The sequence below is a fragment of the Pseudomonas sp. S8 genome (assembly GCF_050473925.1).
In the GTDB taxonomy this organism is placed as follows: Bacteria; Pseudomonadota; Gammaproteobacteria; order Pseudomonadales; family Pseudomonadaceae; genus Aquipseudomonas; species Aquipseudomonas parakoreensis.
On record NZ_JBFDVZ010000016.1, the window covers coordinates 3,139,186 to 3,154,274 of the forward strand.

Annotated in this window: 16 protein-coding genes; 3 read left to right on the forward strand and 13 right to left on the reverse strand. The window is 59.8% G+C overall.

Features of this window, described 5'->3' with window-relative positions:
- Positions 1 to 42: 42 nt before the first annotated feature.
- Entirely contained in the window at positions 43 to 585 is a 543-nt protein-coding gene (locus tag AB1J88_RS15380; protein WP_041063193.1) for a YaeQ family protein, read from the reverse strand.
- Between the two features lie 146 nt (positions 586 to 731).
- Here AB1J88_RS15380 and AB1J88_RS15385 point away from each other — a divergent pair, with 146 nt between their 5' ends.
- Together AB1J88_RS15385 and AB1J88_RS15390 are read left to right on the forward strand one after the other, a co-directional pair.
- A complete protein-coding gene (locus tag AB1J88_RS15385; RefSeq protein WP_430291397.1) occupies positions 732 to 1,931 on the forward strand; it encodes a CaiB/BaiF CoA transferase family protein in 1,200 nt (399 codons plus the stop codon).
- The gene (locus tag AB1J88_RS15390) at positions 1,858 to 2,838 is read left to right on the forward strand and encodes a TIGR02285 family protein (protein WP_430291398.1); all 981 of its coding nucleotides are present in this window, start codon (positions 1,858 to 1,860) and stop codon (positions 2,836 to 2,838) included. Before AB1J88_RS15385 ends, AB1J88_RS15390 begins: the two co-directional genes overlap by 74 nt.
- Before the next feature lie 176 nt (positions 2,839 to 3,014).
- On the opposite strand, the gene AB1J88_RS15395 is transcribed toward AB1J88_RS15390, so the two are convergent.
- The 7 genes from AB1J88_RS15395 to xerD all read right to left on the reverse strand — a co-directional run bounded on the left by AB1J88_RS15395 (position 3,015) and on the right by xerD (position 10,319).
- Positions 3,015 to 3,296, reverse strand: coding sequence for a DUF3509 domain-containing protein (locus AB1J88_RS15395; protein ID WP_027610974.1), 282 nt, complete (start codon positions 3,294 to 3,296; stop codon positions 3,015 to 3,017).
- Between the two features lie 162 nt (positions 3,297 to 3,458).
- Complete coding sequence (locus AB1J88_RS15400) at positions 3,459 to 3,866, reverse strand: response regulator (RefSeq protein WP_430289977.1); 408 nt, start codon at positions 3,864 to 3,866, stop codon at positions 3,459 to 3,461.
- Between the two features lie 127 nt (positions 3,867 to 3,993).
- Positions 3,994 to 5,346: a transporter substrate-binding domain-containing protein gene (locus tag AB1J88_RS15405; protein WP_222016355.1), complete on the reverse strand. Its 1,353-nt coding sequence runs from the start codon at positions 5,344 to 5,346 to the stop codon at positions 3,994 to 3,996.
- Between the two features lie 119 nt (positions 5,347 to 5,465).
- Positions 5,466 to 6,875: a threonine synthase gene (gene thrC / locus AB1J88_RS15410; protein WP_430289976.1), complete on the reverse strand. Its 1,410-nt coding sequence runs from the start codon at positions 6,873 to 6,875 to the stop codon at positions 5,466 to 5,468.
- A 66-nt stretch (positions 6,876 to 6,941) separates the two neighbouring features.
- Entirely contained in the window at positions 6,942 to 8,246 is a 1,305-nt protein-coding gene (locus AB1J88_RS15415) for a homoserine dehydrogenase (RefSeq protein ID WP_145597577.1), read from the reverse strand.
- A 131-nt stretch (positions 8,247 to 8,377) separates the two neighbouring features.
- On the reverse strand, positions 8,378 to 9,109 hold the full coding sequence (gene dsbC / locus AB1J88_RS15420) for a bifunctional protein-disulfide isomerase/oxidoreductase DsbC (RefSeq protein ID WP_007967782.1): 732 nt from the start codon (positions 9,107 to 9,109) through the stop codon (positions 8,378 to 8,380).
- A 313-nt stretch (positions 9,110 to 9,422) separates the two neighbouring features.
- Positions 9,423 to 10,319, reverse strand: coding sequence for a site-specific tyrosine recombinase XerD (gene xerD / locus AB1J88_RS15425; RefSeq protein WP_430289975.1), 897 nt, complete (start codon positions 10,317 to 10,319; stop codon positions 9,423 to 9,425).
- Positions 10,320 to 10,427: 108 nt separating this feature from the next.
- Between xerD and AB1J88_RS15430 the strand changes: the two genes are divergently transcribed.
- The gene (locus AB1J88_RS15430) at positions 10,428 to 12,236 is read left to right on the forward strand and encodes a cation:proton antiporter (protein ID WP_430289974.1); all 1,809 of its coding nucleotides are present in this window, start codon (positions 10,428 to 10,430) and stop codon (positions 12,234 to 12,236) included.
- A 106-nt stretch (positions 12,237 to 12,342) separates the two neighbouring features.
- Here AB1J88_RS15430 and AB1J88_RS15435 read toward each other — a convergent pair whose 3' ends face one another.
- The 5 genes from AB1J88_RS15435 to rpsP form a co-directional block, all read right to left on the reverse strand.
- On the reverse strand, positions 12,343 to 12,756 hold the full coding sequence (locus AB1J88_RS15435) for an acyl-CoA thioesterase (protein ID WP_041063151.1): 414 nt from the start codon (positions 12,754 to 12,756) through the stop codon (positions 12,343 to 12,345).
- Positions 12,757 to 12,901: 145 nt separating this feature from the next.
- Entirely contained in the window at positions 12,902 to 13,252 is a 351-nt protein-coding gene (gene rplS / locus AB1J88_RS15440) for a 50S ribosomal protein L19 (protein ID WP_003175895.1), read from the reverse strand.
- 45 nt (positions 13,253 to 13,297) lie between these two features.
- Positions 13,298 to 14,050, reverse strand: coding sequence for a tRNA (guanosine(37)-N1)-methyltransferase TrmD (trmD, locus tag AB1J88_RS15445; protein WP_003221981.1), 753 nt, complete (start codon positions 14,048 to 14,050; stop codon positions 13,298 to 13,300).
- A 3-nt stretch (positions 14,051 to 14,053) separates the two neighbouring features.
- Positions 14,054 to 14,590 (reverse strand): ribosome maturation factor RimM, encoded by a 537-nt coding sequence (rimM, locus tag AB1J88_RS15450; protein WP_108181782.1) that lies wholly within the window; start codon positions 14,588 to 14,590, stop codon positions 14,054 to 14,056.
- A gap of 5 nt (positions 14,591 to 14,595) precedes the next feature.
- A complete protein-coding gene (gene rpsP, locus AB1J88_RS15455; protein ID WP_003185073.1) occupies positions 14,596 to 14,847 on the reverse strand; it encodes a 30S ribosomal protein S16 in 252 nt (83 codons plus the stop codon).
- Positions 14,848 to 15,089: the final 242 nt, after the last annotated feature.

A 15,089-nucleotide genomic window follows, 5' to 3' on the forward strand; every position in this document is an offset into this window, starting at 1 on the left:
CTTCTCTTGAATACGTGGGATTAATCAGCAGGCGACACGGGATCAGCCGCGCTCGCCTGCCAGCCATTCCAGCTGAACTTCGTGCTGACCACGGTCGTCGGTGACGAAGATCGTGCCTTCGCTGATCATTACGTCCCACTTGATGACACGCGGCATGTCCTTGGCCAGGGTTTCCAGCACCTCTTGCGGCACGGCGGCGATGTTGACGTTTTTCAGGTTCTTCGCCACCGGCACCACTTTGCCTTCCCATACGCGCAGGCTGCCATAGGCCAGCAGGCTGGTGCGTTCGGTGCGACGCGAGCACCAGGTCAGGCGATCGGCATCCGGCTGGCCGACTTCGATCCAGTGCAGAACGCGGTCGTCCAGGCTTTTTTCCCACAGCGCAGGTTCATCCACATCCGACAGACCACGGCCAAACGACAGCAGTTCGTTGTACCAGAGGGCGTAGGCCAGCAGCCGCACGGTCATGCGCTCTTCGGTTTCCGAAGGGTGACGGGCGATGGTCTGCTTGACGCTCTCGTAGACACCACGGTCGAGGTCAGTGAGGTTCAGTTCGAATTTGTAAGTGGTAGACGGCTGGGCCATGAACGGGCTTCTTGATACGAGGAAAGTCGGCAAGTCTAACCGATGCGGTAGGCAATCATCGAATTGATGGCGATCAAGCTGCGGCGTCTGACAGCCGGCTATGTTAAAACGCTGTATCTGCTCAGCCTTGTCCTACAGGATTCAGTATGCCGTTCGCCAACAAACCGCTCAGCGGTGTGAAAGTCATTGAATTGGGTACGTTGATTGCCGGGCCGTTCGCCTCACGCATTTGCGGCGAGTTCGGCGCCGAAGTGATCAAGGTCGAATCGCCCGACGGCGGCGACCCGCTGCGCAAATGGCGCAAATTGTATGAAGGTACTTCATTGTGGTGGTTCGTTCAGGCGCGCAACAAGAAGTCACTGACGCTGAACCTCAAGCACCCCGAGGGTCTGGCGATCCTGAAAAAACTGCTGGGCGAAGCCGACATCCTGATCGAGAACTTTCGCCCCGGTGTGCTGGAAAAACTCGGGCTGAGCTGGGAAACCCTGCATGCCCTGAATCCGAAACTGGTGATGGTGCGCCTCTCGGGGTTCGGCCAGACCGGGCCGATGAAGGATCAACCGGGCTTCGGCGCGGTCGGTGAATCCATGGGCGGCTTGCGCTACATCACCGGTTTCGAGGATCGGCCACCAGTGCGCACCGGGATTTCCATCGGTGATTCGATTGCCGCGTTATGGGGCGTGATCGGTGCGCTGATGGCCCTGCGTCACCGCGAGGTCAACGGCGGTCTCGGCCAGGTCGTTGATGTCGCGTTGTACGAGGCGATTTTCGCCATGATGGAAAGCATGGTGCCGGAGTTCGACGTGTTCGGTTTCATCCGCGAGCGCACCGGCAACATCATGCCGGGCATCACGCCGTCATCGATCCACACCAGCGCCGACGGCAAGCATGTGCAGATCGGCGCCAATGGCGACGCGATCTTCAAACGTTTCATGCTGATCATCGGCCGCGAGGATCTGGCCAACGACCCGACGCTGGCGAGCAACGACGGGCGCGACCATCGCCGTGACGAGTTGTATGGGGTGATCGACCGTTGGGTCAATTCGCTGCCGCTGCAAAGCGTGCTCGACCTGCTCAACCAGGCGGAAGTGCCGGCCAGCCGGATCTTCAGTGCCGAAGACATGTTCAGCGACCCGCAGTACCTCGCCCGGGAAATGTTCCTGCAGGCGAAACTGCCGGACGGCAAGCCTTTCAAGATGCCGGGCATCGTGCCGAAACTCTCCGAGACGCCGGGCACTTCCGAATGGGTCGGGCCACAGCTCGGTGAACACAATGCGCAGGTGCTGCACGATCTCGGCTACGACGAACAGCAGATCGCCCGGTTGCGCACAGACGGAGCCATTTAAGCTGAAACATCGCCAGACATCGGCCGCCAACCGCGCCCACCACGGGTGGACGTGGCGGCTGTTCGGCCTGCTGTTTCTGCTGGCCCTGCCCGCCTGGGCGCAAGCGAAACCCACGCTGATCTGGTTGCTGCGCGACTTGCCGCCCCTGACCATCTTCGAAGGCCCGAAAAAGGGCCAGGGCGTCATCGATCAACTGATGCCGATGCTGATCGCCGGCATGCCGCAATACGAACACACGCTGATGCGGGTCAATCGCGCCCGGGGCATGCAGATGCTGCACGAGCCGTCCTTCACCTGCGATCCCTCGCTGATCTGGAGCAAGGAGCGCACGCAATGGATCACTTTCTCTATCCCGGCGTTTCGCGCTGTCAGTAATGGTCTGGTGGTGCGTCAGAAGGATCGCAATGTGCTGGCGCCGTACCTGATCGACGGTGAAGTCGATCTGACGGCATTTCTGGCCAACGGTGAAATCAAGGTCGGCGTCGTCGCAGAACGCAGTTACGGCGAGTATCTCGACACGCTGCTCAAGCAGGCCCCGGACGGTGCGCTGACGCCGCATTATGGCAACGACGCCCTGAGCAGCCTGCTATCAATGCAGCGCCTGGGGCGGCTGCAAGTGGTGTTGGGTTACTGGCCGGAGATCCGCTATCAGGCGCATCAGGCGCAAATCGCCGAAGACCAACTGGTGTTCTATCCGATTCGTGGCACCGGCAAATATCTGTCCGGCTATGTCGGGTGTTCCGATACGCCTCAGGGCCGTCAGGCGATCAGTGAGATCAACCAACTGCTGCGTACCCTGCCCCATGAGCAACTGAACCAGTCGTATGCCGACTGGCTGGACCCCGAAATGCGCACGGATTACCTGCAACAGGCACGAATCTTTTTCGAACAACAGGCCGCGCAATAAAAACCTGCGGGCAAAAAGAAACCCCGAGAAGTGGGGAGACGACTCGGGGTTAAACGCGGTCTACATAAAGACCCGTAGCAGCAAGCGACAAGCACCGGAGCACAATGCTTGATCCTGCTGTTACGGGGTCTGACTGACGGGAATGCAGGAAGGTTCCCACAAAAAATATTTCATCTTTACAGTGCCGCACGCTTATCCAGCGCCGCATTGCGCAAAGCCGCGATGACACAGGGCTCCAGCCGCCCTTCGGCGATCAGGACGTCGCGGTGCAACCCGTCGACCACATCGGTCAGCAGACGTTTGTCACTCAACTGCGCCTGATTGAATTCGCGCTCCACCACGAGGGCGCCGTTGCTGTTCTTCAGCGTCACCAGGCATTCGCCATGGGCGCCACACGGAGTCAACGTCACCTGATACGGGCTCAGAGCCTCACCGAGCAATAGACTGATACTTTCCATCTCGATCTCCACTCAATAGTCCGAAAACATTGTGCCTGGGGCGTGTTCACATTAAGTGACCACCGGCCCGAGAAGAAAGTTCTGAATGTCGCGCTGCTCACGAAGCAGTTAGCGGTCTGTCAGAGCATGCACGGTGAAGATGACAGAAACATAACCGTCGGTTCAGGCACTGGCCGACTGGGCTGCAGTTTGCAGGTAGCGGTCCAGCAGCCCGCGCATCAGCACTGCCGAAACAGGCGTTTGCAGGCGCCCCAGCAGCATCAACGCCTGTGTTTGCAGCAGGCTTTCGAGATCGCTCAGCAGGCCTGGTGCTACTCGCCCCAACAGAATGACAGCACTGGCCTCCCGCTCGGCCGCCAGATGCCGGATCAGCGCCAGGCCTTCCCCGCCTTTCAGCTGCGGATCGCAGATCGCGATGTCGACCCGGGTACGACGCTCCAGCGAGCAGCGTGCCGAGGCCAGCGATGACGCCGTGAGTACGTCATAGATACCGAACGCGTTGAGCATCTGGTGCAACGCCATCATTCGATAAGGGTCAGGTTCGAGAATCAGGACTTTGAGCGAGCGCATGGGCGACCTCGGAAACGGCAATCGCGGACTCGCCGCAGGGGTTGCCCACTTTAGGCGAGCCTCCTTCAGTCCCCCATCGGAAAAAGAGGCGCGTGACATAGGAAATTTCCCAATATCAATGCGGACCTTATCCCGCCTCAGCCTCACGCTGGGTGATATCTGTCCAGCCCCCGAGCAGGCCGCGCAATTCCCCTTTGGCGCTGTAGAACGGCACGGTCCACTGATAGATTTCCCGATTGCCATCGTTGAATTGCAAACGGCGCTTGCTGAAGCGGGTCCTGCGCGTTCTCAACTGAATCATGAATTCATCATGCAGCGTGGCGGCGGTCGCTCGCGGTAGCGCATCGACCTCGATCAAACGGCATCCCTGCACCTGCTCAAAGCGGAGCGACAACGCCTCTTCGTAACTCTTGTTGCACAGGATCAGGCGCCCTTCCAGGTCACGGACGAACACCGGATCAGGCATGGCATCAATCAATGCACGCTGGAAGACCAACTGATCGTCGAGCTCGCTTTGCACGTCTCGATGCCGCTTGATCACGGCCGCCATTCGCCGATTCCATAGCAGCGACATCACGCAAAAGCCCCCCACCAAAACCACCCCCCAGCAGCTCGAGCGGAGCCAGTGTTGCCAACCGGCGGCGGCAGGTTTCGGCCCGATGCCGCCCAGCCAGTTCAGGCGAATGGCCCGGAGTTCGGAAGCCGGGAACGCTTCAAGCGCCTTGTTCAGGATGCTCAGCAATTGCGGCTGCCCCTTGCGCACGGCCAGAAGATCGGCCTCCCATTTGCCCTCCAGCAATTCGCCGACCTTCAGCAGGCCGGAGGGATAGAGCTGCGCACCGATTTCATTTTCGATAGTGGCATAGGCCTCACCGCTTTCGACCAGCGCCCGCGCCTCGGCATAGGTTTTCACCGAACGTAACTCGATGGACGGATAATCGCGCCGGATCACCCCCTCCAGCGCATGCCGACCCGGCAATACCAGCACCCGTTTGGCCAACTGCTCCAGTGACTGCACCTGCGGCTCGCCGGCGCGGCCGACAAATACCCAGCCGGCACCGCCAAAGGCATGACTGAAATCCAGGCTCAATCGGCGTTCATCATTCATCGCCAGGGTTGTGCTGATGTCCGCAGCACCGGTTTCCAGGCGCTCGAGCATTTGCGCGGTGGAAAAGGATTCCCTGTAGATGAACTGCAAGCCGGTCATGGCGCTGATGCGCTTGAGCACATCGCTGTTGAGGCCGCTCCAATGACCGTGCTCGTCCAGAAACAGGTACAACGGGTACTGCTCCGCCGCCACGATCACCGTAGGATTATCGCGAATCCATTGTCGCTCTTCCTCATCCAGCACCACGGTGCCGATGTTCAACTTGTCTTCCTCATGCGCCAGATGCGCCGCCGCGCTCACGCGCCAGCCGTACAACAGGCACAACAGCAGAACCTGCTTCAGGGTGTGTTTCCATCCTCTTTCAAACAGCATTGCCACTTCCTTCGTGATCGACTCACCCGTCCTTCATGGGCGAAAACCCGAGCAGTGTGGCAGCAGAAACAAAAAAGCCCGTCAGGAGACGGGCTTCAAAATGTGACAGCTTTTTCGGCTTACAACGGCTTGCCGCGGTTGCCATGCTGGCTGACAAAGGCCTGTACGGCTTTCAGTTCGTTCGGCAGAACGGTGCAACGCTCGTTTCGCTCAAACAAATCAGAAAGATGTGCAGGCAGTTCGAGAGCTTTTCCTACACCGGCTTTCTCCACGGCATCCGGGAATTTCACCGGATGTGCAGTGCCCAGAATCACCATCGGGATGTCCAGGCTGCGACGGCATTCGCGGGCGGCCTTGACGCCGATGGCGGTGTGCGGGTCCAGCACTTCGCCGCATTGCGCGTAGACTTCGGCGATGGTTTCGCAGGTTTGCGCGTCATCCACGGCCAGCGAGTCGAACAGTTTGCGGGCTTCGGTCCAGCGCTCTTGCTCGACGTTGAAGCCACCGCCCTGCTTGAACGAATCCATCAGCCCGGCGATGGCCGCGCCGTTGCGACCGTGCAGGTCGAACAGCAGGCGTTCGAAGTTCGACGAGACCATGATGTCCATCGACGGCGACAGCGTGGCGTGCAGGGTTTCCTTGACGTACTGATTGCCGCTCATGAAGCGGTGCAGGATGTCGTTGCGATTGGTGGCGACGATCAACTGGTTGATCGGCAGGCCCATGTTACGCGCCAGGTAACCGGCGAAGATGTCGCCGAAGTTGCCGGTCGGCACCGAGAACGCCACCGAACGCGCCGGGCCGCCCAGCTGCAGGGCTGCGTGGAAGTAGTAGACGATCTGGGCCATGATCCGCGCCCAGTTGATCGAGTTCACCGCTACCAGGCGCGTGCCCTTGAGGAAGCTCTGGTCGGCGAAGCTGTTCTTGACCATTTCCTGGCAGTCATCGAAGTTGCCTTCGATGGCGATGTTGTGGATGTTCTCGCCGACAATCGTCGTCATCTGCCGACGCTGCACTTCGGACACACGGTTGTGCGGGTGCAGGATGAAGATGTCGACGTTTTCGCAGTGCTTGCAGCCTTCGATGGCGGCCGAACCGGTGTCACCCGAGGTGGCACCGACGATGACCACGCGCTCGCCGCGCTTTTCCAGCACGTAATCGAGCAGACGACCGAGCAGTTGCAGGGCAAAGTCCTTGAACGCCAGGGTCGGGCCGTGGAACAGCTCGAGCACCCATTCGTTGCCGTTGAGCTGACGCAGCGGCGCAACGGCGCTGTGCGAGAACACACCGTAGGTTTCTTCGAGGATCTTTTTGAAATCGGCGTCCGGGATGCTGCCGGTGACAAACGGGCGCATGACCCGGAAGGCCAGCTCGTGGTACGGCAGACCGGCCCAGGAAGCGATTTCTTCCTGGGTGAAACGTGGCAGGTTTTCCGGGACGTACAGACCGCCGTCGGTGGCGAGACCGGCCAGCAGGACGTCTTCGAAATTCAGGGCCGGTGCCTGGCCGCGGGTACTGATGTAACGCATGACTGACTCCAATGCAGAGTGTTCGCAATGCCGGACCCGCGCACGGGCCCGGTCAATGATGGCGACTTAGTTCAGGTGCTCGACGCGGATCCGCACAACCGGACCGTTGACGCCCGCCAGCGCTTCGAGGGCAGCGATCGCATCGTTGATGCGCTGCTCGACCACGCGGTGGGTCAGCAGGATCATCGGCACCAGACCGTCATGCTCTTCGACTTCCTTCTGCATGATCGACTCGATGTTGATACCGCGCTCCGAAAGGATGCTTGCCACCTGAGCCAGAACGCCCGGATGGTCCTTGGCCTGGATGCGCAGGTAGTAGGCGCTTTCGCAGGCTTCGATCGGCAGGATCGGATGCGCCGACAGCGAGTCCGGCTGGAAGGCCAGGTGCGGCACGCGGTTTTCCGGATCGGACGTCATGGCGCGAACCACGTCCACCAGGTCGGCGATCACCGACGAAGCGGTCGGCTCCATGCCGGCGCCAGCGCCGTAGAACAGGGTCGAGCCGGCAGCGTCACCGTTGACCATCACGGCGTTCATCACGCCGTTGACGTTGGCGATCAGACGATCGGCCGGGATCAGCGTCGGGTGTACGCGCAGCTCGATACCGGCAGCGGTGCTGCGCGCTACACCGAGGTGCTTGATGCGGTAGCCCAACGCTTCGGCGTAATTCACGTCGGCGGTGGTCAGCTGGGTGATGCCTTCGGTGTAAGCCTTGTCGAATTGCAGCGGAATGCCGAACGCGATCGACGCCAGAATCGTCAGCTTGTGCGCCGCGTCGATGCCTTCGACGTCGAAGGTCGGATCGGCTTCGGCGTAGCCCAGCGCTTGCGCTTCGGCCAGCACGTCTTCGAAGGTGCGACCCTTCTCGCGCATTTCGGTGAGGATGAAGTTACCGGTACCGTTGATGATCCCGGCCACCCAATTGATGCGGTTGGCGGACAGGCCTTCACGGATCGCCTTGATTACCGGAATGCCACCGGCCACGGCCGCTTCGAACGCCACGATCACGCCTTTCTCGCGTGCCTTGGCGAAAATCTCATTACCGTGAACGGCAATCAGTGCCTTGTTCGCGGTGACCACATGCTTGCCATTCTCGATGGCCTTGAGTACCAGCTCGCGGGCAACGGTGTAGCCGCCCATCAGCTCTATGACGATGTCGATCTCAGGGTTCGTGGCCACTTCGAAGACATCGTTGGTAATCGCAATACCGGTCGTCTGGAACTGAGGCTTTGGCGTGCGCATGGCAATTTGTGCCACTTCGATCCCACGCCCGGCACGACGAGCAATTTCCTCGGCGTTGCGCTGAAGTACGTTGAAGGTACCGCCACCGACGGTCCCTAACCCACAGATGCCTACTTTGACCGGATTCACTGTGAACTCCCCATGAAACGGCCGACGCAAGGTCGGCCGGAAAACAACCGCGTGTTCGCGGCTCTCTATTAATGGCCCGGCGAAGTTACCGCCGGACCATGATCGTCAACGGCGGACCGTGACGATGCGAATTACTTGGCGCCCAGCGCCAGTTTGGCGACTTGTGGCGCCGGCTGGTAGCCCGGAATGACTTGTCCGTCGGCCAAAACGATAGCCGGTGTGCCGTTCACGCCAATCGACTGACCCAAAGCGAACTGTTTGGAAACCGGGTTCGCGCACTTGGCGGCCTTGATTTCCTTGCCATCGACCATTTTGTCCATGGCGGCTTTCTTGTCGGTCGAGCACCACACGGCTTGCAACTGCTCGTCACCCGGCGAGCCGAGGCCCTGACGCGGGAACGCCACGTAACGCACTTCGATGCCGCGCTTGTTCAGCTCAGGCACTTCGGCGTGCAGCTTGTGGCAGTACGGGCAGGTGGTGTCGGTGAACACGGTGATGTGCGATTTGGTTTCGCCCACCGCCGGATACACCACGGTTTCGGCCACTGGAATGGCATTGATCAGTTTGGAGATGCCCAGGCGTTCGGTCTTCTCGGTCAGGTTGACCGGTTTGCCGTCCTTGAGCTGGAACAGGTAGCCCTGAACGATGTACTGGCCGTCGGCGCTGGCGTACAGCACGCGGCTGCCCTTGAGCTTGACTTCATACATGCCCGGCAACGGGCTGGCGCTGATGCTTTCTACCGGAACCTCGAGTTCGAGTTTTTCCAGGCTTTGACGAATGGCTTTGTCGGCCGCGTCATCGGCGACGGCAAAGGTGCTGACCAACGCAATGGCTGCGGCGGCGAAAATCTGGGTCAGACGCATGAGAACTCCTGAAGGCGGACAAATGAAACGGTCAGAACGCCCGTGCCGGAACACCGGGTCATAACCGTCCATCGTGCAAACCGGCAAAGCCTAACACATAAGGCCCGCATGGCCGAATGCGCCTGTCGCCAGACACTCCAGGCTGACTGACACACATTATTGTGGTGAGGGGATTTATCCCCGATGCAGGCGCTACGGTCGTGAATGGATACTTTGGTATTTTTATTAAACCCAAAGTTTTTGGGGCTGCTGCGCAGCCCATCGGGGATGAATCCCCTCGCCACGGGTAATTAATCCACCATTGAGGGGGGCATCAGCCTCTTGGGTGGTGTTTGGCATGCAGGTCCTGCAACCGTGCCCGGGCGACATGGGTGTAAATCTGCGTGGTCGACAGATCACTGTGCCCCAGCAGCATCTGCACCACCCGCAAGTCGGCGCCGTGGTTGAGCAGGTGCGTGGCAAACGCGTGACGCAAGGTGTGCGGTGACAGCGATTTGCCGATCCCGGCGACCTTGGCCCAATGCTTGATCCGGTGCCAGAAGGTCTGGCGCGTCATCTGTTCGCCGCGCTGGCTGGGGAACAGCACATCGCTGGGACGCCCGCCCAGCAGCTCGCTACGGCCATCACGCAGGTAGCGCTCGACCCAGACAATCGCCTCCTCGCCCATCGGCACAAGCCGCTCCTTGCTGCCCTTGCCCATCACCCGCAACACGCCCTGACGCAAGTTGACCTGCTCCAGCGTCAGGCTCACCAGTTCGGTCACCCGCAGCCCGCAGGCGTACAGCACTTCAAGCATCGCGCGATCACGCTGACCGATGGCTTCGCTCAGGTCCGGTGCCCTGAGCAGCGCTTCGACGTCCGCTTCCGACAACGATTTGGGCAGTGGCCTGCCCAGTTGCGGCATGTCGACGCGCAAAGTCGGATCGACCGTAATCAGTTTTTCCCGCAGCAGATAGCGATAAAAGCCACGCACACCGGAGAGAAATCGGGCGGTGGAGCGTGGTTTGTAGTTCTGCTCCAGACGCCAGGACAGGTGATCAAGGATCAACTCGCGACCGGCATTGATCAGCTCGAGGTTTTTCTCCTGCAGCCAGCCGTTGAACAGCGCCAGATCGCTGCGGTAGGCGCCGCGGGTATTGTCGGACAGGCCCTTTTCCAGCCACAGGGCGTCGAGGAATTGGTCAATCAGCGGGTGGTCGATGGCAGGCATGGGCGCTCAAGACACACAACCTCCGGGGCTGCGTGCAAATGTCGAGTGAACTGTAGGAATGGCCGCTAGTCTTTCATAGCCCGCCATTTCAAGGAACAAGGAGCTTCAATGAACGAACAACAAATTCTCTTGGCATTTGGCGGGATCGGCGCCGCTGCGCTGGGGTGCCAGTGGCTGGCGTGGCGCCTGAAGCTGCCGGCCATTCTGTTTTTGTTGCTGACCGGGATTCTCGCGGGCCCGGTGCTCGGCTGGCTCGACCCGCAGGAAATGTTCGGCCCGCTGCTGATGCCGCTGGTGTCGCTGGCGGTCGCGTTGATCCTGTTTGAGGGCAGTCTGACCCTGCATCTGTCGGAATGGCGCGAGATCGGCAGCGTCGTGCATCGCCTGGTGACAATCGGCGCGCTCACGACCTGGGTGGTGATTGCCGTCGCGACCCACTTCCTGCTCGGCTTCGACTGGTTGCTGGCAATTCTGTTCGGCAGCCTGACGCTGGTGACCGGGCCGACGGTGATCGTGCCGATGCTGCGGGTGGTGCGACCGAAAGCCTCGATCGCCAACATTCTGCGCTGGGAAGGCATCGTCATCGACCCGATTGGCGCCCTGCTTGCGGTGGTGGTCTACAGCTTCATCATCGCCCGCTCCGAGGGTAACGGCCTCGAACAGAGCCTGTTGACCTTCGGCGGCGTGATTGCCTGCGGCAGCGTATTCGGGGTGGTCGGCGGCTGGGTGCTCGGCACCATCATCCGTCGCCAATGGCTGCCGGAATACCTGCACAACCTCGCCTCGCTGGCGGCGGTGTTGGGGATTTTCATTGCTGCCAACCAGGTGATGCATGAGTCCGGTCTGTTGGCGGTGACGCTGATGGGCATGTGGCTGGCGAACATGAAGGGCGTGGATGTGCGGCACATCCTGCACTTCAAGGAAAACCTGAGCGTTTTGCTGATTTCCGGACTGTTCATTCTGCTGGCGGCGCGGCTGGATCTGCATGCACTGATCAGCCTCGGGCCGTTGGTGCTGATTCTGCTGCTGGTGATTCAACTGATCGCGCGTCCGCTGAACGTGCTGTTGAGCACTGCTGGCTCCAGCCTGAGCTGGCGTGAACGCGCCTTGCTGTGCTGGATCGCCCCGCGCGGGATCGTGGCGGCAGCGGTGTCGGCGATTTTCGCGATTCGCCTGGATCAAGCCGGACACGAAGGTGCGCTGCTGCTGGTGCCGCTGACTTTCGCGGTGATCACCGGCACCGTGGTGCTGCAAAGTGCAACCGCTCGGCCACTGGCACGCTTGCTGAACGTCGCTGAACCGGCGCCGAGCGGCTTCCTGATCGTCGGCGCCAACGGCCCGGCGCGGTTGCTGGGCAAGTCATTGCAGCAACTGGGCAGCCGCGTACTGTTGACCGATTCGAGCTGGGAGAATATTCGTGCGGCGCGCATGGAGGGGTTGCCGACGTACTTCGGTAACCCGGCGTCGCAGCATGCCGATGCGCATCTGGATCTGGTGGGGCTGGGGCATCTATTGGCGCTATCGCCCTCGGGCGAATTGAATACTTTGGCGGCAATGCGCTTTCGCCACGACTTTGGTCACCAGCGTTTGTTCGGTCTGGCCAGCGGTCAGGAAACTCGTCGCACTGACAAGCATCGCGCGAGTCTGGAGCATCGCGGCAATCAGCTGGGCAGCGAGGCGCTGACCTATGCCAAGCTGGCCAGCCTGATCAGCAACGGCGCCGAACTGTACAGCACGACGCTGACCGACGGTTTTGGCTGGGAGGATTACCAGGCATTGCATGGCAATCGAGCGACTCTGCTGTTCATGCGTGATGACAGCGGGTGGGTGCACGTGGTGACGCCGGAGACTGCTGTGAAACCGGGATCCGGGTGGACCTTGTTGGCGCTGATTCAGCCGGAGGCCAGCGGCGCCTGAGCTGACGCTTCGCGAGCAGGCTCGCTCCCACTGTGATCGGAAATTGTGTCCAACACAGAACCTGTGGGAGCAAGCCTGCTCGCGAATGGCGCGACTCGGTTTCAGATCAGGCTGCAAACCCAGGCAGCACCGGCACCGGCCGCTTGTCATCATCAATAGCGACAAAGCTGAACTGCCCGTGGATCGCCTTCTCGCGACCATCGCAGCTCATGCTCTCGACAAACACTTCCACTTCAACCTTGAGGCTGGTGTTGCCGACTTTGATCACCCGCCCTACCAGCTCGACGATCGAACCAGCCGGGATCGCATGATTGAAGTCAATCCGGTCGGTGGACACAGTCACCAAAGGCAGACGGCAGAAGCGTGTGGCGGTGATGAACGACACTTCGTCCATCCACGCCAGCGCGGTGCCGCCGAACAGGGTGTTGTGATGGTTGGTGGTCGGCGGGAAGACGGCTTTGGTCACGCGCGTTACCGAGAGTTCGGTGCGGCGCTGGATTTCCTGGTCGCGGGTGGTCATAAAGAATGGCTCTGATTTCTGGCTCCCGAAACACAAGCAAGATCAAAAGATCGCAGCCTTCGGCAGCTCCTACAGTGGGGGCAGTTTATTGCAGGCAACAAAAAAGCAGCCCGTAGGCTGCTTTTTTCTGCATCGGAAGCTGGACTTAAGCCAGTTTTTCCTTGATGCGAGCTGCTTTACCCGACAGGTCGCGCAGGTAGTACAGCTTGGCTTTACGTACGTCACCGCGACGTTTAACAGCCATGCTGTCGATCTGCGGGGAGTAGGTCTGGAAAGTACGTTCTACGCCAACACCGTTGGAGATTTTACGAACGGTGAACGCACTGTTCACGCCGCGGTTACGCTTGGCGATGACAACGCCTTCGAACGCTTGCAGACGGGAACGATCGCCTTCCTTCACTTTCACCTGAACGACAATGGTGTCGCCTGGGGCAAAGGTAGGGATTTCTTTGGTCATCTGCTCTGCTTCGAGTGCAAGGATGATTTTGTTGGTCATGCTGTGCTCCTAAGGTAAATCAACTGATCTACCATCGATACGTTGTTAACTATCGTCCCGCTCGCGGATGTATTCCTCGAGCAGCTTCTTCTCTTCTCCAGAAAGCGAGCGGCTTTCCAGAAGATCGGCGCGTCGTTCATAGGTCCGACCAAGGGACTGCTGTAAACGCCAACGCCGGATATGCGCGTGATTGCCACTTAGCAACACGTCGGGAACACGCTGATCCGCATACACCTCAGGTCGGGTGTAGTGCGGGCAATCCAGCAGACCATCCGTAAAGGAATCTTCCTCAGCGGAATCCGCATGCCCTAAAGCTCCGGGCAGCAGTCGTGTAACCGCATCGATCATGACCATGGCCGGCAGCTCGCCGCCAGACAGTACATAGTCACCAATCGACCACTCTTCATCGACATGAGCCTCAATAAAGCGCTCGTCAATGCCTTCATAGCGGCCGGCAATCAGGATCAATGCATCCGATTTTGCCAACTCGCGTACCGCCGACTGAGTCAGTTGACGGCCTTGGGGGGACAGGTAAATCACCTTCGCCGCCTCCCCGGCTGCTGCCTTGGCCTGAACCAGAGCATCTTCCAGGGGCTTGATCTTCATCACCATGCCCGGACCACCGCCAAACGGGCGATCGTCCACAGTGTGATGCCGATCCGTCGTGTAATCCCGCGGATTCCAACAGGTCAGCTGCAACAGCCCCTGTTTGACCGCACGACTGGTAATGCCGTACTCACTGATGGCCGAAAACATCTCGGGGAACAACGTTATGACGTCTACGCGCAGGCTGGCCATTGCTTAGAAGTCCGCGTCCCATTCCACCCTCATCACGCCTGCATCCAGATCGATTGTCAGCACGCATTGCTCCGTGTAGGGCAACAACCGCTCACGATCATCCAGGCTGCCCGCGCAGGGCTTGACCACCAATACATCGTTCGCGCCGGTCTCCAACAGGTGATCAACCTTGCCGAACAATTGCTCGTCCTGGTTGATGACGCTCAGACCCTGCAACTGGTACCAGTAGTACTCGTCGCCTGTCAGGTTGGGCAAAAGGCTTCGCGAGATGCAAATCTCGTAACCGCTCAGAAGACGGGCTTCATCGCGATCGTCGAGGCCTTTGAGCTTGGCAACCAGATCCTTTTGAGTGGACCGGCCGCTGACCAGCTCGACCTGTTTCACCACGCCTTCGCGCCGAAGCGTCCAGTGGCGGTAGTCCAACAGGTTTTCAATCGGATCGGTAAAGGAAAAGACCTTCACCTCGCCGCGAACGCCGTGAACCGAAAAAATCTTGCCGACAACGATCAGGTCATCAGCTTTTTCTGGCGTCGCGCTCATACTGCTCAGGCTGCAGCCTTGGCAGATTCCTTCAGCAACTGAGCAACACGCTCAGAAGGCTGTGCACCAACGCTCAGCCAGTAGGCTACGCGCTCTTGGTTCACGGACAGACGGATTTCCTGACCACGGGCAACAGGGTTGAAGAAGCCAACCTGTTCTTTGTGGGAGCCGTCACGCGGGTTACGCGAGTCGGTTACGGTCAGGTGGTAAAACGGGCGCTTTTTGGAGCCGCCAAGGGCAAGACGGATTGTTAGCATGTGAACATCGTTCCTGTAGTCGGTGCTGCAAATCTAAATGCACAGCGGGCATGGGTGCCCGAAAGGCCGCATATTCTAAGGAATATCCGGACTTTTGCAAATGACTTTTTCCGGCGCCTATGGCATGCCGTGCGGATTTGCATATAGAGCCGTCGATGAAAACGGCCGGTCAGCTCCCGCCGAGTGCGGGTTTGCTGTTGATCCTGCGTCCTTGCAGGGTCTGCGCCGGTGCGACGACCGGC